We start from the raw sequence: 22,055 nt of genomic DNA on the forward strand, positions 1-22,055 counted from the left end.
ACAGTCAGAAGGAGAATCAAGAGAAAATCTTCGATGAGCGTAAAGCTGATTGCTGTTTACTATGCTTATTTTTGAAACATATTTGATTCTTTTCAAAACTGTACAGATCACGAAATGAAGGATAAAAAGGAGGCGGTAGCGTCTATTGATCAATGTTTTACTAAAAAGAAGGGGTGAGCAATAGAGACATGGCATCTTACAACTATGTAGAGGTTCTCCAAAAATCCATGCTGTTTTATGAAGCGCAACGGTCAGGCCGGCTTCCGGAAAGTAATCGTCTTAACTGGCGGGGAGATTCTGGACTAGAGGACGGGAAGGATGTTGGGCATGACTTAACTGGCGGCTGGTATGATGCAGGAGATCATGTGAAATTTGGACTTCCGATGGCTTACTCAGCAGCCGTGCTTGCATGGACAGTATATGAATACCGAGAAGCTTATGAGGAAGCGGAGCTGCTTGAGGAGATCTTAGATCAAATCAAGTGGGCAACAGATTATTTTTTGAAAGCACATACAGGACCGAATGAATTTTGGGCGCAAGTAGGTGATGGAAACGCTGATCATGCTTGGTGGGGGCCAGCAGAAGTGATGCCGATGAACCGGCCAGCTTTTAAAATTGATGAACATTGTCCTGGCACAGAAGTAGCTGCACAAACTGCGGCGGCTTTAGCAGCAGGTTCTATCATTTTTAAAGAAACAGATGCTTCTTATGCAGCAAAGCTTTTGACGCATGCCAAACAGCTATATGCATTTGCTGACAGGTATCGCGGCAAATATACAGATTGTGTCACCAATGCGCAGCCATTTTACAACTCTTGGAGCGGCTATGTTGACGAACTTATTTGGGGCGGAATCTGGCTGTACTTGGCGACAAATGAAGAAACCTATTTAAACAAAGCATTAAAAGCGGTAGAGGAATGGCCGAAGGATTGGGATTATACGTTTACCATGTCATGGGACAATACTTTTTTTGCTTCACAAATCTTACTAGCAAGAATCACGAAAGAAAACAGATTTATAGAATCGACAGAGCGCAACCTTGATTACTGGACCACAGGTCTTGTTCAAAATGGAAAAGTAGAAAGAATCACCTATACGCCTGGCGGTTTAGCATGGCTTGAACAATGGGGTTCACTTCGTTATGCCGCCAATGCAGCATTTTTAGCCTTTGTCTATGCTGATTGGGTATCTGATCAAGAAAAGAAGAATCGATACCAATCGTTTGCGATTAAGCAAACTCACTATATGCTGGGTGATAATCCGCTGAATAGAAGCTATGTTGTTGGGTTTGGCCAGAATCCGCCGAAGCACCCGCACCACCGAACTGCACATGGCTCATGGTCTAACCAGCTGACAAATCCTCCATCTCACCGGCACACTCTTTATGGAGCGCTTGTTGGAGGTCCTGATGCACAGGATCAATATGATGATGACATCTCTGATTATATATCTAACGAGGTGGCGACTGATTACAATGCCGCCTTTACTGGAAATATCGCCAAAATGGTGCAGCTGTTTGGTCAAGGGCAATCAAAGCTGCCAAATTTCCCGCCTAAAGAACAAGTGGAGGATGAGTTTTTTGTAGAGGCAGCTGTGATGCATAACGATACAACATCTACTCAAGTGAAAGCAGTGCTGTACAACAGATCCGGCTGGCCGGCAAGAAGCAGTCAAACACTATCCTTTAGATATTACGTCAATCTGAGCGAGGTCTTTGCAAAGGGGTTCACTGAAAAGGATATTCAAGTAACAGCAGCCTACAATGAAGGCGCTTCCTTATCGTCTTTAAAGGTATATGACGCATCAAGCCGCGTCTATTTTGCAGAAATCGATTTTACAGGCGTAGCTATTTCTCCTATAGGAGAATCTGAGCATAAGAAGGAAATACAGTTTCGATTATCTGCTCCAAATGGATCGAATATATGGGATGCCTCAAATGATTTTTCCTATCAAGGGTTAACATCCAATATGCAAAAAACAACAAAGATTCCTGTCTTTGACGATGGTGTTTTAGTATTTGGCACACTTCCAGACAAATAAAAATTCAACGATTTTATTGAAAGGGTGAAGGACTTGTCAAACAAAGAACGGTTTTTAACGCTTTATCATCAAATCAAAAGCGATGCGAATGGATATTTTTCACCAGAAGGAATTCCGTATCATTCAATCGAGACGCTCATTTGTGAAGCACCTGATTACGGGCATATGACAACTTCAGAAGCGTATAGCTATTGGCTGTGGCTTGAGGTGCTGTATGGACATTACACAGGGGACTGGAGCAAATTAGAGGCAGCTTGGGACAATATGGAGAAGTACATCATCCCAGTCAATGAAGATGGAAATGATGAGCAGCCGCATATGGACGCTTACAATCCGTCCAGCCCAGCCACATACGCAGCAGAGAAACCATTTCCGGATCAATACCCAAGCCAGCTGACTGGTGCTCGTCCTGCTGGTCAAGATCCAATTGATAGTGAATTGAAATCAACCTATGGGACGAATGAAACGTATTTAATGCACTGGCTCCTTGATGTAGATAACTGGTATGGCTATGGCAACTTGCTCAACCCATCACATAAAGCCGCCTATGTGAACACATTCCAGCGTGGTCCGCAGGAATCAGTATGGGAGTCCATTCCTCATCCATCACAGGACGATAAATCTTTTGGTAAGCCGAATGAAGGCTTCATGAGCTTGTTCACAAAAGAAAATCAAGCTCCAGCTGCCCAGTGGCGCTATACGAATGCAACGGATGCTGATGCACGTGCGATACAAGCGATGTATTGGGCAAAGGAGCTCGGCTATAATCGGTCAGCTTATCTTGATAAAGCGAAAAAAATGGGGGATTTTCTCCGTTACGGCATGTACGATAAATATTTTCAAACGATTGGAAGCGGAAAGCAGGGGAATCCGTATCCTGGAAACGGAAAGGGTGCCTGTCATTACTTAATGGCGTGGTATACCTCTTGGGGCGGAGGACTTGGGGATTATGCAAACTGGTCATGGCGTATCGGAGCGAGTCATTGTCATCAGGGATATCAAAATCCTGTCGCCGCTTATGCTTTATCCTCTGATAAAGGAGGCTTAAAGCCATCTTCAGCAACAGGGGCAAGCGATTGGGAAAAAACATTAAAGAGACAGCTTGAATTTTATGTATGGCTTCAATCGAAAGAAGGAGCCATAGCAGGAGGCGCAACCAATAGCTGGAATGGAGACTACAGCGCTTATCCAGCAGGAAGAAGTACTTTTTATGATATGGCATATGAAGATGCACCTGTTTACCTTGACCCGCCTTCAAATAACTGGTTTGGAATGCAGGCGTGGCCTATGGAGCGCGTAGCAGAGCTTTATTATATTTTTGTAAAAGATGGCGACAAAACATCTGAAAATGTCCAAATGGCCAAATCTGTCATAACAAAATGGGTCAGCTATGCCTTAGATTACATGTTTATCGGCAGCCGTCCTGTGTCGGATGAAGAGGGTTATTTCTTAGATGAGCAGGGACAAAGAATTCTAGGGGGAACGAATGTTTCGGTTGCTACAACAAGTGCGCCTGGAGAGTTTTGGCTTCCTGGAAATATTGCTTGGAGCGGCCAGCCTGATACTTGGAATGGGTTCCAGTCTGCAACAGGAAATCCAAATTTAACAGCTGTAACTAAAGATCCGACTCAGGATACAGGCGTATTAGGAAGTCTAGCCAAAGCTTTGATATTCTTTGCTGCAGCCACAAAGCTGGAAACAGGTGATTATACAGCGCTTGGTGCAAGAGCGAAAGATGCAGCCGCGCAGCTCCTAGAGGTTGCATGGAATTACAATGATGGCGTCGGCATAGTGACAGAGGAAGATAGAGAAGACTATGACCGTTTCTTTAGAAAAGAAGTGTATTTCCCAAATGGATGGAACGGGACATTTGGTCAAGGAAATCAGATTCCTGGAGCCAGCACCATTCCTTCTGACCCGCAGCGAGGAGGGAATGGAGTCTATACGAGTTTTGCTGATCTTCGTCCGAAGATTAAACAAGATCCAGCGTGGTCTTCACTCGAAAGTAAATATCAGTCTTCATTTAATGAAGCTACAGGGAAATGGGAGAATGGCGCACCAGTTTTCACTTATCACCGCTTCTGGTCTCAAGTGGATATGGCCACTGCCTATGCTGAATACCATCGTCTGATCAACTAAGAAGTCAAAATCAAGCTGCCGGCTTCTAGCCGGCAGTTTGAATAGGTATATCAATCCAATGAAAATAAGGGTGAGTTTACATGGTCAAAGAAAGAAGCTTTCTTCATCATTCATTCAATAGGGGCGAAAATGGGCAGGAAAATCTAAGGTGGAAACAAGAGGCGGATGATCGAATCTCAGAGCATAGACAAAGAGATCTTGTGATCAACGTGACAAACGGCGAAAAAAAGCCAATAGCAGGTATAGAGATTGAAATAAAGCAAATCAGACATGAATTCGCCTTTGGTTCAGCGATGAATGATCAAGTATTATTTAATCAACAATATGCTGATTTTTTCGTGAAGCATTTTAATTGGGCTGTTTTTGAAAATGAAGCAAAATGGTATGCGAATGAGCCAGAAAGAGGGAAAATCACCTACGAAAAAGCAGATGCGATGCTGAATTTTGCAGATCGGCATCAGATTCCAGTGAGGGGGCACGCTTTATTTTGGGAGGTAGAGGATGCGAATCCAAGCTGGCTGAGGTCACTGCCGAATCACGAAGTATATGAAGCCATGAAAAACCGGCTTGAGCATGCGGGCAATCACTTTAAGGGAAGGTTCCGTCATTGGGATGTAAACAATGAAATGATGCATGGTTCATTTTTTAAGGATCGATTTGGGAAAAATATTTGGAAGTGGATGTATGAAGAAACGAAAAAAATTGACCCTCAAGCACTATTGTTTGTGAATGATTATAATGTGATCTCTTATGGTGAACACCATGCCTATAAAGCGCATATCAATGAACTGCGTCAGTTAGGCGCACCTATTGAGGCGATTGGGGTTCAAGGCCATTTTGAAGAACGGGTCGATCCAGTCATTGTCAAAGAGAGGCTCGATGTGCTTGCTGAGCTTGGTCTTCCAATATGGGTCACAGAGTACGATTCTGTTCATCCTGATCCTAATAGAAGAGCGGATAACCTGGAGGCTTTATATCGCGTCGCATTTAGTCATCCAGCCGTAAAAGGAGTGCTGATGTGGGGATTTTGGGCAGGTGCTCATTGGAGAGGTGAACATGCAGCTATCGTGAATTATGATTGGTCTTTAAATGAAGCAGGACGACGTTATGAAAAGCTTCTAAATGAGTGGACGACCCAAAGAGTTGAAAAAACAGATGCTAATGGCAATGTGACATGTCCAGCATTTCATGGAACATATGAGATTCGAATCGGTAAAGAAAATAAAATGCTCAAACAGCAGACGATTGAACTTGATTCAAATGAACAAACACCGTTTCAACTAGACGTAATCCTGCCTCAAGAAGGATAGAGATAGATTGTGAGGAGAATGTAAATGAAAAAGTGGGCTCAAAGAGTGTCTTGCTTCATACTTGTAGCCGCTATATGGTCCGGCTGGTTTTCGCTTACGGTGAAGGCCGCCGCTTATGTGCAGACGTCTGGTACACAATTTACGCTGAACAATCAACCATTTTACTTCGCCGGTACAAATAATTACTACTTCCATTACAAATCTAAAAAGATGGTAGATGCTGTGTTCGATGATATGAAAGCAATGAATTTAAAGGTCATCAGGATTTGGGGCTTTCACGATGGGGCCCCTCAAGAAAACTCAGTCTTACAATCTAGTCCAGGCGTCTATGAAGAATCTGGTTTTCAAAAACTAGATTATGTGATATATAAAGCAGGACAGGAAGGAATAAAGCTTGTGATCCCACTAGTGAACAATTGGGATGACTTTGGCGGTATGAATCAATATGTGAAGTGGTTCGGGGCAGGATCGCATGATGCCTTCTATACAGATCCTCGTATTCAAAAAGCTTACAAAAATTATGTGCGCTATGTATTAGAAAGAACCAATACGTATACAGGTGTTCAATATAAAGACGATCCAGCTATTATGACTTGGGAATTAGCCAACGAGCCGCGGATGCAGTCAGATCCAACGGGAAATGTACTAGTCAAATGGGCAGATCAAATGAGTACTTGGATCAAATCACTGGATCGTCACCATCTTGTTGCAGTAGGAGATGAAGGATTCTTTCACATACCAGGACATGAAGATTGGTTTTACGGAGGAGGAGAAGGCGTCGATTGGGACCGTTTAACTTCTCTTCCTAATATCGATTATGGAACCTATCATCTGTACCCAGATCACTGGAGCAAATCTGCTGACTGGGGAGTGAAATGGATCGAAGACCATATCACCCGCGGGAAGTCAATCGGAAAGCCAGTTGTGCTAGAAGAGTTTGGCTATCAAAATCAATCAGCTCGTCCTGACGTATATCAAAGCTGGCTGTCAGCGGTAGAACGGCTCGGAGGGGCTGGCAGTCAATTTTGGATTTTAACAAGCATTCAGGACGATGATTCGCTCTATCCGGATTATGACGGTTTCCGCATTATAAAAGGAAGCAGGGAGGCAGCACTTATCAGTGAACATGCGAAAAGAATGAATGAAAAGAATCGATGACGAATGCCTGCTGAATAAGGAACTGTTTATATAGCTCACTCCAATTAGTAGTTCTTACTTTCCAAATAGAAAATTTAAAATGCTTGTTTATCGCTTTTTCTATATTTTAAAATATGAAGCGGTTTGAGACCAACCATTGAATAAGGTTTTCAGAAACGATCAAGAAGCAGAAGGTATTTGGAGATTCGTTAGGAAGGAGGTGGTTTATTTTAATTCATAAAAAAGGTATTTCCAATAACTTGACTAAATGGAAATTTAATTATATACTCTGTAGTACAGAGTTCTTTGTGGAAGAGGAGTTTATTTATGCCTAATGAAAAATTCAATAATTCAGAAATATTAGAGAATTTATCTCATATCAAGACGATTACAAACTATAAAACAGAGTATTGCAAACAAACCAGTATTTATTTTATCATTTGGGGCCTCATTTGGATAATGGGATATTCAATACCTTTACTTTTTGCTAATTCAATAACTGCAGGTGTCTTTTGGCTTATTTTAGGCATTGCGGGCTGGGTTATCACTTTAACTACATATTTTAAACAAAAGAAAATGATACCAATGCCCTTGTTTTTAAGAACTCAATTACAATACACATGGCTTGGTCTTGGAATTATTTTAGGTATCTTTATTTTTTTAATATGTGTTGGTTTATTACCATATACATTAAATAATTTACCCTTTTATGTTGTTTTATTGGTTTCTATCATGTATTTACTCTTAGGTATTGTTCTGGCTAAAGAGATCTTTATTATGGGGTTCTGGCTAAGTGTTTTAGGTGTAACTACATTTTTATTATTTCCTAGTTTAATGAACATTATCTTCGCTTTTATTGGTGGAGGAAGTTTGTTATTAACTGGTGTGATTTTAAAAAGAAAAGGACAAGGAAATGAGTAATGTCAATAGTTTAAATGATTTAATCCATCCAAAAGTTCGGTTAGGGATTATGAGTTTACTAATGATTTATGAAAAATGTGATTTTAGCTTCTTAAAAGCCTCTTTATCTGTAACAGACGGTAATTTGGGCTCGCATTTAAAAAAATTAGAGGATGCAGGCTATGTGCTAATTACAAAGACATTTGTGGATAAAAAACCAAAAACAATCGTTAGTATAACAAATTTAGGAGAGCACGCCTACAAAGAATATTTGAGTGTTATTGAAGCCATTTTAAAAAATAAATGACATGGAAGGAAAGAGTGCCGAATGTTGAAAATAGAAAACGTCAGTAAAAAATACGGGACTACCCAAGCGTTAAAAAGTATTACATTAACAATTCCAGAAGGAGTTTGTTATGGATTAATAGGTCCAAATGGTTCTGGTAAATCAACCTTGATGAAAATTATATCTCACATCATTAAATCTTATGAAGGCAGAGTTGAGCATGTTGGTGAGTCTAAGAGTGCGCTCGGCTACATCCCGCAAGACATCAGCTTAGAGGAAAAATTAACAGCTAAAGTAAATATGGAGTTTTTTGGACAAATTTATGGTTTGAAAGGGAAAACATTAGAAGAAAGAGTAGAAAAAACACTAAAAGATGTAGGATTGTGGGAAAGAGCAAATGATATAGTTGAAAGCTTTTCAGGAGGAATGAAACGTCGTTTGAATATTGGCTGCGCTCTAATGCATGCTCCTAAGTTAATTCTTTTAGATGAACCGACAGTGGGGGTAGATCCTCAATCAAGACGCTATATTTTCGACATCATTAATAAATTGAAGGAAGAGGGAAGAACTATTATCTATGTTAGTCATTATATGGAGGAAATAGAGAGTTTATGTGATTATGTGTCTTTCATTGATAAAGGGAACATTGTTGAAGAAGGCAAAATAGATGAGCTTTTGAATCGTTACGCAGAAACATCTGTCTTTTTTGAATCTATGATTCCTAATAAAACATTAACTAGTCTCGGGTATGATTTTGTTACTCATCAAGGTGGAGTGTTAATTAAAACTACAAAACCATTAGATACTTTAGAAGATTTGGCTAAACTGAGTAAAAAGGAATCACTCGTTCCCCAACAATTATCTTTATACAGACCGAGACTTGAAGATGTCTTTTTTCAATTAACAGGAACAGATTTACGTGATCAATTACAATAAAATGTCTTTATGAATGAAAAGCACTCTCGTATTTTTTTCAATTAAAATAACTTAAAAGAGTAACTGATGTAGAAAGAGCATAAATCTAACGAACAGAATTAATTTGTGTGTACCGTGATTTAAAATCATACGTAATTAGTCAACATTATGTGACTAATTCTAATTCGTCACATCAACAAATGGTAAAATAAATAAAAAATGTGATTATTTAAGAGTTATATAGAAGGGAATCAAATGAATATAACGGGAGTGATTTTTATGTGGCCACTAGTCCGCATCGAATCTATAAAACAGGTGAAAGATCGATCATTGTTGTTCTGGACCATTTTATTACCAGTTGCTTCAATTATTCTTTTAATAGAATTATTTACATCAGGTAGTTCTCAAGCACAAAAAACATTAGTTGCTTCTCAATCAGTGACAGGGATGAGCGTGTTTTTCTCCACATTTGTCATTATTTCAATTGTCATTAGTTTTGTAAAAGATCGTGAGAAAGGAATTGTGGCAAGGCTAGCAAGTACTCCTTTACAGCCGCATCATTTTTTTCTTGGAAAGTGCGTTCCATTTTTTATCATTATCTTATTTCAAGTTTTGTTGCTAACCATTTTAGGAGTTTATTTATATGGTATTGAAATAACACAATACAGCTCGTATTTCTTAGTAGTTGTTCTATTATCAATGCAAGTGACTTCATGGGGAGTTGCCATCGCCGCATTTGCTAAAACTGAGAATACAGGCTTAGTGATGACAAACATGATTGCTTTAGGGACAGCAGTTGCTTGTGGCTTATGGACTCCATTTGATCAATTACCTAGTTATCTCAAAATAATTGGTATGCTCTTCCCGCAGTATTGGGCACATCAAGGTTTAGTGCAATCAGTATCAACACTACCAGGGGGAGAGAATTTGATCTTAGTTACAGCAGTCCTTATAGGCTATACACTGTTAGGGTTTATTCTTTCGTTGGTTGGCTATAAAAAATATATAAAGCGAGCAAGAGGCTAGTCTCTAAAAATTTCAGCTAAATGTTATGCACCGCAAAATCAATGCTTGTATGCTGTCTGAAAAAAAGGAGTGAGTCAATGTTAAGTGAAGAGTTAGAACTGTATGTTGAAAGTTGTTTTCGGCCATATAAAAAAGACAAAACATATGAAGAAAAGAAAAAAGAATTATTAGAGCTGCTTGGAAATGTTAAATTAAAACTCGAAAATGATGGATTAAAAGATGCAGAGGTTCAGGATATGCTTATTGAAAAGCTGAAATCAGGCGAAATAAGCATTGATAATCATACATTAGTAATTGATGATCATAACCGCGTAGAGCATGTGAAAAAAATATTTGTTAATGCTGATTTAGATTGGTTAACGTTTATAAATGTTAAATATAAGTTATGCGATTTTAAGGGGCTATCGATTGTACAAAAAGTAATGAGCCATTCAGATTTTAATGGGTGCTATCTGAGAAAAGTTAATATTAGCCATTCTAAAATTTCCTCATCTACCTTTGAAAAGAGTGATTTGACTCAATCTCATTTTGAACATTGTGAGATAACGAATTCATCCTTATATGGCTGTCATTTACCCAACATTAGTATTGATGAATCATCTTTAATAAATGTTTTATTTGAAAATTGTTATTTTAAAAACATTACTTTTGAGAATTCTAAATTAATCAATGTTAATTTTAAATCATGTACGATTAAAAAATTAAACTTTATTGGAGTGACAATGGATAAAATGACTTATCATATTTTAGAAGGAGAAGGGGCAGATTTAAGCGGTGTGGAAGTAATCGATATTTAATACAGTGGGGGCTATTGAGAAAAATCTCAATAGCCTTTTTTTGTTTTATTCACTATCTCTTGCTGTCCCATTAACTGGATGCAAGGTTTTCGTTAAGCAAAATAAACGTGGAAACTTCTATTTTCAAATAAAAAATGCCCACCCACCTAGCTAAGTCTGCTTCGCTAGGTGGGCGAGCGATCTTTTCAATGATATGTCGAAAAAACTAAAGTTGATTAGAAAGTTGAAGAACTTGAGATGATTGTTGTGCAAGTGCAGCGCGCAGCCATTGGTTCGAATAAATGTTGACCTTCCCCATGTACCTTAGCAGCCAAAGCAGTTGGGATTGTAATTTTAGTCATCTTTAGACCTCCTTAGTTAAAATTTATCAACATAGATATGTAGTTGATATATTACATATGATGGTTCATAAGTCTTTATTTGTCAATATGTGAGTGTGAAAGTTTTATATTTTCTGAAAAGTCCGTTGATACCACTGAAAAAATGTGGTTTAATATGACTATGGAAAATAATACTATATTTAAAATTTAATGTATTTTAAGGTTTTATATGGTCTTTATGTTATTTTTGGATTAAAGGTTGGTGTTAATTTGAATCAAATATTTTGGGTATTTAGATATTAAGTTAATTAAATGTATGAAAAAAGTTGAGGTTACTATGTTATGAAGAACTCAAATAGAAGATTACTATTTCTATTATAAGTTTGATTGATTTAGATTTTCACCATTCACTGATAATCAGGAAAGAGAAAAGAGGGAGGGGATCTTTATGAGTATTCATTATGTCGGGATTAGAGAACCAATAAAAGCCTATTTAGAGAAGATGAAAGTTGAGTATGAAGACTATCCTGTTCAAATAATTGATTTGGGCGGGGCTGTTAGTTATGACAAAGAATTCTTTATAAATAATACTGATTTTCAAACGGAAACGATTATTTTATCTAATAGAAGGCATACTGTCGAGGATGAACTAGGTTCTCTTGAAAGTGAATTATTGAAAATCTATCAGAATAGCATACTTTATAGGACTTCACCGCTTGATATTAATATAGAACTTTATAGAGGATGGGCAGGTGCTACTGGTAAATTAATAACTGCATTTTCTCCCGAGGGAGTTAATTGGATCAATACAAAAGATGTTGTAAAGGCATGTTTGATCCCTAAACAGGATGTTAGGAATCGCGCTGGAAAGGCATATGATTTAACAGGACCAGAGTTAGTAAGTATGAGTAGGCTGAAGGATATTTTTGAAGAGGATTTAAACATGAAAATTGAATTGTATTGTAAAAGTAAAGAAGAGGTCATATCAATTTTGTCCCAGAACAATATGCCTTTAGACGTATTAGAATGGTTAGCCGAATTTCAAGAAGCTTCTTCTTCAAAACATTTACAGCCATTTACGAACACGCTGGAACAAATAATTGGTCACCCCCCAAATCGGGCACAATTATCTAAAATACAAATTAATTATTCTTAAGGAGGAATAATATATGTTTGTCAAAGACCAAGAAATGACGAGGTATAAATTAGCACCACACATTACGCTAGGTAAACTAGAAGACAGTTTGATTGGTTTAAAAGCGCAAACTGTCACCAAAATTGAAGGTGACGGAATTATTGAATTTATTCAAGAAATTTCTGATTATCTTATGGAAGATAATGGGGTTTCCGTTAAAGAGCTGGAGGAGAATTTCGAAGTAGAGAGTGATCAATTAAAACATGTCCTCGAATTTTTAGTTGCGAACGGAATGTGTGTTAAGACGGATATGACCTTTGATTTAACTGCGCTTTTGTCTTATGAAAGAGCCGGTGGACAAGTATTGGTTGAAGATATACTAGATCGTTTAAAAACAGGGATTGTTGAAGTTATTACGCGAGATCATAACCCAGTTGCTGCTGAATTTATTCGTCATTTGCAAGAGGCAGGGCTACATGTAGTGCTTAAAGGAGAATTAAATAAGCAGCCAGATATCAGGGTTGCTATCGGCAACTCTCATTTAGATCCGATTTTTGAAGAAATAAATGATCTGGCATTAGAAGACCACATCCCTTGGTTAAGCATTGTGCCATATGATGGACAGACATCTTGGGTAGGTCCATTTTTCTTGCCACATCAATCAGCTTGTTTACATTGCTATAACCTTCGAAAATCAGCAAATTTTTCTGACGAAGTATTGCGATCAGACTTAATGAAAATAAAACCTATAAATCCTGAAAAGAAACCGGTTTATCATATGCCGATTAATTTAGTTCAAATCGGAATTGCAAGTAATTTAATTTTAGAATGGCTCACACTAAAAGATTACGCACCAAGTGCAACACCAGGTGGATTTACAACAATTAATTTAGATGATAAAGGTGTCTCATGTAATCATCATCGTGTTTATCGAGTTCCTAGATGCCCAAAGTGTTCCCCAACTGCAGATACAGGTTTTCCTCAAGTTTGGTTTCATGGTGAGGTGAATAATTAATTATGGCTAATAAATGGACAACGTTAGAAGAGTCATGGGAAATACTCGATCAATTGGCAGATCCTTATGTTGGGATAGTCCGTAGAGAGTATAGAAAACTCAGAGACGTTGATGATATATGGGGTCATTCATATGGAGCGCATGGTACAGACAGCAATATTTTATTTGGAGTACCATCTAATTCATATAATGGGGGAGGATCTGCTAATCCAGCTGCAGCCAGATTAGCAGCTATAGGTGAAACGGTGGAAAGATATAGTGCCGCTTATTTACCTTTAAACTCTGATGTTGTATGTTTTGGTACTCAAAAGGACTTAATCAATGAAGGCAAATCAGTAATTGGCTTTGATAAGTGGGAGATGTATGCTGTCACTCAATATGAGGACCCGGATTTTCCTCATGATAGATGGAATGAAGATACAAAATTATGGTGGAGAAAAGGTCATATTGCTGAAAATAATGAAGAAGTTTGGACGCCTGCTCAATTAATTCATATTGCAAACTATACTGAGTGGCCAGGAGACCCCAATATTGGTCATGCAACTAGTAATGGACTAGCTTGTGGTATTACATATCAAGAAGCTGCAATCTCAGGTTTATTTGAAACAATTGAAAGAGATGCATTTATGCTTACTTGGTACAATAAGTTAAGTTTACCGCAGATCGATATTAATACCTCACCTAGATTAAAACACTTCTATGAAAGATATATTAAACCTACTTCTCTTGATTTGCATTTAGTAGACATGAGCATTTTTTCTGGTGTTCCTACTATTTTGGCAGTGATAAGAAATCCTCATACAGATTTAGCTCCATTTGCTATTGGCGCGGCCTCTGCTCATTCAATTGAAAGAGCATGTGAGAAAGCTGCAATAGAGGGAATGTATACAAGAACTTGGGTAAAAACAGAACAACGATTAGGGAACGCCTTATTGGATGTAGATTATCATCGAGATATTAACAGTTTTGAAGATCATATTAAACTCTATGCGGGAACAGCTATTGTGAAAGAAGCTGATTTTTTAACAGCGAGTGAGAAATTAGTGGGCGTTAAAGACTATGCACCGTTTGATGATCGTTCTCCAGACATTTTATGGACTAACCTTGTCAGTCATTTATCAAAACAAGGATATCATGTGGCAACTTTTGATTTAACCAGCCCTGATATAAAAGATGCTGGTGCCTATGTTGTAAAATCAATTATTCCTGGATATAAACCGATTGACGTTCTTTATAGAGGTAGAATGTTGGGCGGAGAACGAATTTTAAAACATTCTTATCATTTAGGTTTAGTAGATAAACCTTTTAAGTTAGAAGAACTGAATCCAATTCCGCATCCATTTCCTTAATATCGTAGAAAGGTGATTAAATATATGAATAGTATTGAAAGACATGCTACTAATTTGGCTGATGTTGTGTATGGAAACGAAGCATTACGGTTTGATGATCCTTCTGAAAATTGGTTTGAGGCAACAAAAATCTATAGGGGTTCAATGGCATGGGACGCACCTGGTGTTGCAGGGCTGCTGCGATCTCAAACTTTGCAAAAGATTGCTACACATGCAAGTAAAAGATTTGATGACCTACCTTTAATTTTACTGCCTAAACCATTAAATACAAATATAACTTTAGATGATGTCATTAAGGAACGAAGAAGTGCAGATTATTTTAGCGGGGGGAGTGTTTCATTAGAACAACTCTCAACAGTTTTACAGAAGAGTTATGGATTGGTAGAGCGTAAAGAAGGACCTAGACGCCCTATACCATCTGGCGGGGCACTTTATCCTCTAGATCTATTTATTGTAGCCAACAAAGTGGATTCTTTAGTCAAAGGTATTTATCATTTCGATCCGTATAGAAAAGGATTGACCAAAATGGGTGATTACTCTGAAAAAGAATTTGAGAAAATAATGTTACAAGAAGAATCCGTTCAAGATTTTGCATTTGCTGTAGTCATTTCAGCTAATTTTTGGCGTTCTCGATTTAAGTATGGACATCGTTCTTATCGCTTCGTTTTTATGGAGGCAGGACATGTCATGCAAAATATGATTTTGCTATCTACTGCACAGAAGATTAATAGCCGACCATTCGGAGGGTTTATCGATGATGAGTTAATGGAACTGATCGGTGGATTTAATGGAGTAGATGATGCCCCAATTTATACATTGATTGCGGGTACTTAAATAGATGATTTCAATGGTAGCAGCTTTAGGGATCCTCATTCACTTTTTGGGTCCCTTAAGCTCTAAAGTGGTGATCAAAATCAAGAGAGATAAACCAATATCCGATCGAAAGTTAATAACATATATCACTCCTCAGAGGAGCTATGATGGATTCACGATTATCGGAGCTTCTATATGCTGTGGAGCATTTTCTCAAGAGCTCTTAGTTGAAATTTCTAATAATAAAAATGTGTATGGTGTTTTATTCTTCTCTTTATTAGGTGTCCTATTACCGTCAGTTCTATGGAAATTAAAAAACAAAGTTGTTGCATTTAGAGGCAGATATGTTGTCAATGTTGATTCAATCTTTTTTCTTCCATTAACGGCTCTATCAGAAGAATTGATTTGGCGGTTCTTTCTTCCGTTATTATTACTAACAAATTCTGTGGAGTCTGCAGCGGTATCGATCTGTATCAGTTCAATAGGATTTATCTTGCTGCATATACCAATAGGCGGTGTTAAGTCTATTGCTTATATGTCGCTTTTTACATTAATCACAGTTATTTCATACTTAACATTTGGTATTCTAGCAGCGATAGCATTTCATATTTCACATAATCTGTTCATTCATTTTTTTCAACCTCGCAAAATAAAGAACTTCAAAACGAAACCTCCCGTATTATCTGAAACTGATTGGTGAGACTTTTTATAAAGGTGGTAAACCCTGTGATAATACAAGAAAAGATGAAAGAGCTTAAAGGGAAAAGAGCTCTGGCGCAGTCATGGTTTTTGGATTCAGAAAAAAGAAAAATAAGTTCAAATTATGATAATCGAGAAACGCCATTTACTCGATGTCTATCAGCTGAAACTTTCATTTCTTATTATCAACTAACATTCAAAAAAACCCCTGCCTCTATTTTAGATATAGGATGTGGACAAGGGCAGATGCTTGAGTATTTATCTAAGCAATTACCTCAAGCTGATTTGACTGGAATTGATTCATCTGAAGAAGCCATACATTGTGCAAATCAATTGAATTTAAAAGCTAATTTTATTTGTACAGATATCAAAAATTTTTCATCACATGCGAAAAGTTATGATGCGATTTTAATACATCTGTGTTTTGGGCTATTTGAAGATCCTTTAGCATTATTAGAACAGTTACTTCCTTATTTATCAAATGAATCTATTATTTATATAGTTGATTTAAATCGAGATAGTATAGAAAGTGGATTGAGTTCAGTTGAGAACAAAGAAGAAGAACTGTATTTATATGATCAATATCACGCCTCATTGACATTATCTGAGTTCGAGCAGTTACTCACCTATATGACCAAAACTAGAAAAGATATGATGTATAAGATTGGTACTTCTATAATTGGAGGGTTTAGCCCATTTAGTATGGAATTTTTATCGTTAATAGGAAATGAAAATTTACAACAAACGTTAAGGCAGGTTCCAGATGAATATAGCAATTCAGCACAGAAGACACCTTTACTTTTACATGCATGGCTGATTAAACAGTCTGGATAAATTCATTCCATATAAACATGGTTCTTTCTCATGTATAATATGAAGGTTATCCGTTCAGTCTCCGCCTGCTCTTCGGGGAGTTCAATATGAATGATCTTTACATTGCTATTCCCTAAAAATTAGAACGCGGTTCTCTGAAGTGAGTGACAAAGGCAAAGTGCTTATTTCTTTAACGTTAAAGTACTTATCCATTAGGGGGGATGAAAAATTTGAAAGTGAAGGCTGTTTACTGATACACTCTTTGCTTCTATATAAATAACCATACTGTGTCATACAAAATGTTTTTTGGAAATAGAGATGGCTTAGTGTAGATGTTACTTTCTTTCATAGGGGAGCTCTGTTCTTCGCTCATTGCATTCAGGTGCATTATTACCAGTCCGCTCTATTCATAGTGGCTTTCCGTTTATATATAAAGGAAGAGAGAGGTATTAATGGTACTGAACATGCTGCAGTAATCGTTGAGCAAGTACCTATTATAAGGAGGAACTTCATTTGCATAAAAAAATTGGATATGGTATAGTTTTTATGGAAATGCTAACGATTACCGAGACAAGAGTGGGGAAACCCGCTCTTTTGTATTGAACAGGCAATTTTTGTCTCGACATTATTCATCCGTTTTCTGCTCCCCCTGCTCACATAAAGCAGGGTTTTTATGCAGAATGATTGATAAGAGCGTTTATCGAAAGCACAAGGAGGAAGAGAATGAGCAAAAAAGTAGTGGATGTCGTAAGCGAAATGGTGCAGCCAATTTTAGATGGCTTACAGCTTGAACTCGTTGATGTTGAATTTGTCAAAGAGGGTCAAAACTGGTTCCTTCGCGTGTTTATTGACTCTGATAAAGGTGTCGATATCGAAGAGTGTGCCAAAGTGAGCGAAGCCTTGAGCGAAAAGCTTGATGAGGCAGATCCGATTAGCCAAAACTACTTTCTTGAAGTGTCCTCTCCTGGAGCGGAGCGCCCATTAAAGAAAAAAGCTGATTTTGAAAAAGCACTTGGAAAAAATGTTTTCATGAAAACATATGAACCAATTGATGGTGAAAAAGCATTTGAAGGTGAGCTTACAAGCTTTGATGGTGAGATTGCAACAGTGACAGTGAAGATCAAGACAAGAAAGAAAGAGATCAATATTCCATACGAAAAAATAGCTAACGCAAGATTAGCAGTTTCGTTCAATTAACCTTTTCATTGATATAAGGGGGAACCATAAAAATGAGTAGTGAGTTGTTAGATGCCCTGACTGTTCTTGAGAAAGAGAAGGGTATTAGTAAAGAAATTATAATTGAAGCGATAGAAGCTGCACTCATTTCTGCATATAAGCGTAATTTTAATCAAGCACAAAATGTTCGTGTTGATTTAAACCGCGAAACGGGAACAATTCGTGTGTTCGCTAGAAAAGATGTTGTAGATGAAGTGTATGATTCTCGCCTTGAAATCTCTGTAGATGATGCAGCCAATATTAACCCGAATTACATGGTTGGTGACGTCGTTGAGATCGAAGTCACACCAAAAGACTTCGGACGCATTGCAGCTCAGACAGCGAAACAAGTTGTGACGCAGCGTGTGAGAGAAGCAGAGCGTGGTGTGATCTACACTGAGTTCATCGACCGCGAGGAAGACATTATGACGGGAATCGTTCAGCGGATTGACAGTAAATTCATTTACGTGTCACTTGGCAAAATCGAAGCCCTTCTTCCTGTCAATGAACAAATGCCAAATGAAGAATACAAACCACATGATCGCATTAAAGTGTTCATTACAAAAGTAGAAAAAACAACAAAAGGACCACAAATTTATGTGTCTAGAACACATCCAGGTCTTTTAAAGCGTTTATTTGAAATTGAAGTACCAGAAATTTATGATGGTACTGTAGAGCTTAAATCGGTTGCTAGAGAAGCTGGGGACCGTTCTAAAATATCTGTTCGTACAGATGATCCTGATGTTGATCCAGTTGGCTCCTGTGTTGGACCAAAAGGCCAGCGTGTACAAGCAATTGTCAATGAGCTGAAAGGCGAAAAAATTGACATTGTCCATTGGTCTAATGACCCGGTTGAATTTGTTGCCAATGCGCTGAGTCCATCAAAAGTACTTGATGTCATTGTGAATGAAGAAGACAAAGCGACAACAGTCATTGTCCCTGATTATCAGCTGTCATTAGCGATTGGTAAAAGAGGTCAAAATGCCCGTCTTGCAGCGAAGCTGACCAGCTGGAAAATTGACATTAAAAGCGAAACAGATGCAAGGGAACTCGGTATTTTTCCAAGAACTGAAGACTCTGAATCTCTTTTCTTAGAGGCTGAACCAGTAGCTGAGGAATCTGACGAATAAGAGGTGATATTAAAGGTGAAAAGCCGAAAAAAAATCCCGCTTAGAAAATGCATCGTGACGGGAGAAATGAAACCAAAGAAAGAACTGATCCGTGTTGTTCGTTCTAAAGAAGGAGAAGTGTCTGTTGACGCTACCGGAAAAATGAACGGACGCGGAGCTTACCTTTCTCTCGATAAAGAAACCATTCTTGCGGCAAAGAACAAACGCAGTTTACAGCAGCAATTTCAGACACAGATTGACGAACACATATTTGAAGAATTACTAGAACTAGCTGAAAAGGTGAAAAAACCTAATGAATGAATCTGAATGGTATCCTTTGCTTGGTCTAGCAAATCGAGCTCGTAAAGTCGTGTCAGGAGAAGATCTGGTGATCAAAGAAATTAGACATGCGCGTGCTAAGCTGGTTCTTCTTGCAGCAGATGCCTCATCTAACACAGAGAAAAAGGTATCTGACAAATGCAAATTTTATAATGTTCCGGTTAGAAAAGTTGAAGACCGTTCCGTTCTCGGACGTTCTATTGGGAAAGAAGCTCGCGTAGTTGTCGCTGTCACTGACCAAGGCTTCGCTAAGAAGCTCATAAGCTTGCTCGATTAATTTATTTGGGGGTGAACGAATGGCTAAAGTGAGAGTATATGAATACGCAAAAGCCATAGATGTTTCAAGTAAAGATATTATAGCAGCGCTTAAGGATATGAACGTGGAAGTGAACAACCACATGGCGACGCTTGAAGACGACACTGTGAAAAAGCTAGACGCTATCTATAAAAAAGCCAAAGCAAAAGAGACAGCTAACGAGAAACCCGCAGAACAAAAAAAACAATCATCTAACAAAAACAATGATAGAAAGAAGAATGACGTGCAGAATAATCAATTTAATAAAAACAAAAAAAACAACAACCAAAATAAAAACAAAAATAAACGCGGTGGAAATAACAAACCGCAGCATCAGCAAGCTAGACCTGTGAAGCCTAAAAAAGAGCTTCCTGAAAAAATTGAATTTACAAATTCAATGACCGTCGGCCAGCTGGCTGATGAGCTTGGAAAAGAAACAGCTGAAATCATCAAAAAGCTGATGATGCTTGGTGTCATGGCAACGATCAACCAAGAACTTGATAAAGATACAGTTGAATTAATCGCTTCTGAATATGGTGTTCCAGTAGAGGAAGTCATTATTTTAGAAGAAACTGAACTTGAAAAGTATGAAGTTGAAGATAAAGAAGAAGATATGCAAGTACGCCCTCCAGTTGTAACGATCATGGGACACGTTGACCACGGGAAAACAACTCTTCTTGACAGCATTCGTAAGACAAAAGTCGTCGAAGGCGAAGCAGGTGGAATCACGCAGCATATCGGTGCATACCAAATTGAAGAAAACGGCAAAAAAATTACGTTCCTTGATACACCTGGACACGCAGCATTTACAACGATGCGTGCACGTGGTGCCGAAGTAACGGATACGACCATTCTAGTCGTTGCAGCAGATGATGGTGTCATGCCTCAAACAATTGAAGCGATTAACCATGCGAAAGCGGCAGAAGTGCCAATCATTGTCGCTGTTAACAAAATTGACAAACCAACAGCGAACCCTGACCGCGTGATGCAGGAATTAACCGAGCATGGTCTTGTACCAGAAGCTTGGGGCGGCGAAACCATTTTCGTTCCACTATCTGCGAAAACAGGTGAAGGCATTGACGAATTGATCGAAATGATCCTTCTTGTCAGCGAAGTAGCAGAACTGAAAGCCAACCCTAATCGTGCGGCAAAAGGGACTGTCATCGAGGCTGAGCTTGATAAAGGAAGAGGTTCTGTTGCAACCCTTCTTGTTCAAACAGGTACACTTCATGTAGGTGACCCAATCGTTGTCGGAAATACATTTGGCCGTGTACGTGCAATGGTCAATGACATCGGCCGCCGCGTGAAAACAGCAGGACCATCTACACCTGTTGAAATCACTGGTTTAAACGATGTACCGAATGCAGGGGATCAGTTCCTTGTATTCAAAGATGAAAAGACAGCTCGTCAAGTCGGTGAGGCGCGTGCTTCTAAACAGCTGGACGAACAGCGTTCAGATAAAGCAAAATTATCTCTAGACGACCTATTTGAGCAAATCAAACAAGGTGACGTAAAAGATATCAACTTGATCGTGAAAGCAGACGTACAAGGCTCTGCTGAAGCATTAACAGCAGCTCTTCAAAAAATTGAAGTCGAAGGCGTAAAAGTGAAAATCATCCATACGGGTGTTGGAGCGATTACAGAATCAGACATCATTTTAGCAAGTGCTTCTAATGCCATCGTGATTGGCTTTAACGTACGTCCTGATGGAAATGCGAAGAGCACAGCTGAAACAGAGAACGTAGATATCCGCTTGCACCGCATAATCTATAAAGTCATCGATGAAATTGAAGCTGCGATGAAAGGAATGCTTGACCCTGAATATGAAGAAAAAGTCATCGGTCAAGTTGAAGTTCGTCAAACGTTCAAAGTATCTAAAATCGGTACAATTGCGGGCGGCTATGTAACTGAAGGAACGATTACAAGAGATAGCGGAATCCGCTTAATCCGTGACGGCGTCGTTATTTTTGAAGGCGAAGTTGACGTGTTAAAACGATTTAAAGATGATGTGAAAGAAGTTTCACAAGGCTATGAATGTGGTATTACCATTAAGAAATACAATGATATCCGTGAAGGTGATGTCATGGAATCATTCGTTATGCAAGAAATCGAAAGAAAATGATCGGTTATACCGAATGTGAGTGCATGATCTATGATGCATCCTCACTGAAGGAAAAACGTGCGGTTCTTCAGCGAATATTGACAAGAACGCGTCATAAATTCAATGTAACCATTGCTGAAATGGATTACCAGGATACATGGCAGCGTACATCAATCGGAATCGCCGTGATTTCCTCATCTCGGGTTCAAGTGGAAAAGGAGCTTCAGCGTGTATTAAGCTTTATCGATTCTTTTCCTGAAATTGAACGAACGATCACGAAAACTGAGTGGTTTTAATTAGAGG

22 protein-coding genes are annotated in these 22,055 nt (G+C 38.4%); 21 read left to right on the top strand and 1 reads right to left on the bottom strand.

Going from position 1 to position 22,055, the window contains the following annotated elements; all coding sequences use genetic code 11:
• The first annotated feature begins 188 nt into the window (after window positions 1-188).
• The 9 genes from M1D81_RS08330 to M1D81_RS08370 all read left to right on the top strand — a co-directional run bounded on the left by M1D81_RS08330 (window position 189) and on the right by M1D81_RS08370 (window position 10,549).
• Window positions 189-2,039, top strand: coding sequence for a glycoside hydrolase family 9 protein (locus tag M1D81_RS08330; protein WP_456265079.1), 1,851 nt, complete (start codon window positions 189-191; stop codon window positions 2,037-2,039).
• A 33-nt stretch (window positions 2,040-2,072) separates the two neighbouring features.
• On the top strand, window positions 2,073-4,178 hold the full coding sequence (locus M1D81_RS08335) for a glycoside hydrolase family 48 protein (protein ID WP_456265078.1): 2,106 nt from the start codon (window positions 2,073-2,075) through the stop codon (window positions 4,176-4,178).
• A gap of 80 nt (window positions 4,179-4,258) precedes the next feature.
• A complete protein-coding gene (locus M1D81_RS08340; RefSeq protein WP_456265077.1) occupies window positions 4,259-5,488 on the top strand; it encodes an endo-1,4-beta-xylanase in 1,230 nt (409 codons plus the stop codon).
• A gap of 24 nt (window positions 5,489-5,512) precedes the next feature.
• Window positions 5,513-6,646 (top strand): glycoside hydrolase 5 family protein, encoded by a 1,134-nt coding sequence (locus M1D81_RS08345; RefSeq protein WP_456265076.1) that lies wholly within the window; start codon window positions 5,513-5,515, stop codon window positions 6,644-6,646.
• Window positions 6,647-6,952: 306 nt separating this feature from the next.
• On the top strand, window positions 6,953-7,546 hold the full coding sequence (locus M1D81_RS08350) for a hypothetical protein (protein ID WP_197172836.1): 594 nt from the start codon (window positions 6,953-6,955) through the stop codon (window positions 7,544-7,546).
• Window positions 7,539-7,832: a winged helix-turn-helix domain-containing protein gene (locus M1D81_RS08355; protein ID WP_135031763.1), complete on the top strand. Its 294-nt coding sequence runs from the start codon at window positions 7,539-7,541 to the stop codon at window positions 7,830-7,832. Before M1D81_RS08350 ends, M1D81_RS08355 begins: the two co-directional genes overlap by 8 nt.
• Window positions 7,833-7,853: 21 nt before the next feature.
• Window positions 7,854-8,747, top strand: a complete 894-nt coding sequence (locus M1D81_RS08360) for an ABC transporter ATP-binding protein (protein WP_456265075.1) — start codon at window positions 7,854-7,856, stop codon at window positions 8,745-8,747.
• Between the two features lie 234 nt (window positions 8,748-8,981).
• Window positions 8,982-9,752, top strand: coding sequence for an ABC transporter permease (locus M1D81_RS08365; protein WP_227001718.1), 771 nt, complete (start codon window positions 8,982-8,984; stop codon window positions 9,750-9,752).
• A gap of 77 nt (window positions 9,753-9,829) precedes the next feature.
• On the top strand, window positions 9,830-10,549 hold the full coding sequence (locus tag M1D81_RS08370) for a pentapeptide repeat-containing protein (protein ID WP_164512170.1): 720 nt from the start codon (window positions 9,830-9,832) through the stop codon (window positions 10,547-10,549).
• Between the two features lie 215 nt (window positions 10,550-10,764).
• On the opposite strand, the gene M1D81_RS08375 is transcribed toward M1D81_RS08370, so the two are convergent.
• Window positions 10,765-10,890 carry a plantazolicin family TOMM peptide gene (locus M1D81_RS08375; RefSeq protein WP_080701195.1) on the bottom strand — a complete coding sequence of 42 codons (126 nt, stop codon included), beginning with the start codon at window positions 10,888-10,890 and terminating at the stop codon, window positions 10,765-10,767.
• Between the two features lie 427 nt (window positions 10,891-11,317).
• Here M1D81_RS08375 and M1D81_RS08380 point away from each other — a divergent pair, with 427 nt between their 5' ends.
• The 12 genes from M1D81_RS08380 (at window position 11,318) to M1D81_RS08435 (ending at window position 22,048) form a co-directional block, all read left to right on the top strand.
• Window positions 11,318-12,025: a Rossmann-fold NAD(P)-binding domain-containing protein gene (locus tag M1D81_RS08380; protein WP_034623597.1), complete on the top strand. Its 708-nt coding sequence runs from the start codon at window positions 11,318-11,320 to the stop codon at window positions 12,023-12,025.
• Between the two features lie 13 nt (window positions 12,026-12,038).
• Complete coding sequence (locus M1D81_RS08385) at window positions 12,039-13,019, top strand: TOMM precursor leader peptide-binding protein (protein ID WP_456265074.1); 981 nt, start codon at window positions 12,039-12,041, stop codon at window positions 13,017-13,019.
• Window positions 13,020-13,021: 2 nt separating this feature from the next.
• On the top strand, window positions 13,022-14,368 hold the full coding sequence (locus M1D81_RS08390) for a YcaO-like family protein (protein WP_456265073.1): 1,347 nt from the start codon (window positions 13,022-13,024) through the stop codon (window positions 14,366-14,368).
• Window positions 14,369-14,392: 24 nt separating this feature from the next.
• On the top strand, window positions 14,393-15,202 hold the full coding sequence (locus M1D81_RS08395) for a SagB/ThcOx family dehydrogenase (protein WP_034623591.1): 810 nt from the start codon (window positions 14,393-14,395) through the stop codon (window positions 15,200-15,202).
• Between the two features lie 13 nt (window positions 15,203-15,215).
• The gene (locus M1D81_RS08400; RefSeq protein ID WP_051683475.1) at window positions 15,216-15,881 is read left to right on the top strand and encodes a CPBP family intramembrane glutamic endopeptidase; all 666 of its coding nucleotides are present in this window, start codon (window positions 15,216-15,218) and stop codon (window positions 15,879-15,881) included.
• A gap of 26 nt (window positions 15,882-15,907) precedes the next feature.
• On the top strand, window positions 15,908-16,714 hold the full coding sequence (locus tag M1D81_RS08405) for a class I SAM-dependent methyltransferase (protein WP_034623589.1): 807 nt from the start codon (window positions 15,908-15,910) through the stop codon (window positions 16,712-16,714).
• A 702-nt stretch (window positions 16,715-17,416) separates the two neighbouring features.
• Entirely contained in the window at window positions 17,417-17,890 is a 474-nt protein-coding gene (gene rimP, locus M1D81_RS08410) for a ribosome maturation factor RimP (RefSeq protein WP_003211398.1), read from the top strand.
• A 32-nt stretch (window positions 17,891-17,922) separates the two neighbouring features.
• Entirely contained in the window at window positions 17,923-19,038 is a 1,116-nt protein-coding gene (gene nusA / locus M1D81_RS08415; protein WP_024424140.1) for a transcription termination factor NusA, read from the top strand.
• Between the two features lie 15 nt (window positions 19,039-19,053).
• Window positions 19,054-19,338, top strand: a complete 285-nt coding sequence (gene rnpM / locus M1D81_RS08420; RefSeq protein ID WP_251232129.1) for an RNase P modulator RnpM — start codon at window positions 19,054-19,056, stop codon at window positions 19,336-19,338.
• Window positions 19,331-19,633 carry a YlxQ family RNA-binding protein gene (locus tag M1D81_RS08425; RefSeq protein ID WP_024424138.1) on the top strand — a complete coding sequence of 101 codons (303 nt, stop codon included), beginning with the start codon at window positions 19,331-19,333 and terminating at the stop codon, window positions 19,631-19,633. Before rnpM ends, M1D81_RS08425 begins: the two co-directional genes overlap by 8 nt.
• 19 nt (window positions 19,634-19,652) lie before the next feature.
• On the top strand, window positions 19,653-21,773 hold the full coding sequence (gene infB / locus M1D81_RS08430) for a translation initiation factor IF-2 (protein WP_025092597.1): 2,121 nt from the start codon (window positions 19,653-19,655) through the stop codon (window positions 21,771-21,773).
• The gene (locus M1D81_RS08435; RefSeq protein ID WP_024424137.1) at window positions 21,770-22,048 is read left to right on the top strand and encodes a DUF503 domain-containing protein; all 279 of its coding nucleotides are present in this window, start codon (window positions 21,770-21,772) and stop codon (window positions 22,046-22,048) included. The genes infB and M1D81_RS08435 overlap by 4 nt, the downstream gene beginning before the upstream one ends.
• Window positions 22,049-22,055 lie beyond the last annotated feature (7 nt).

The organism is Bacillus sp. JZ105, from assembly GCF_053903125.1.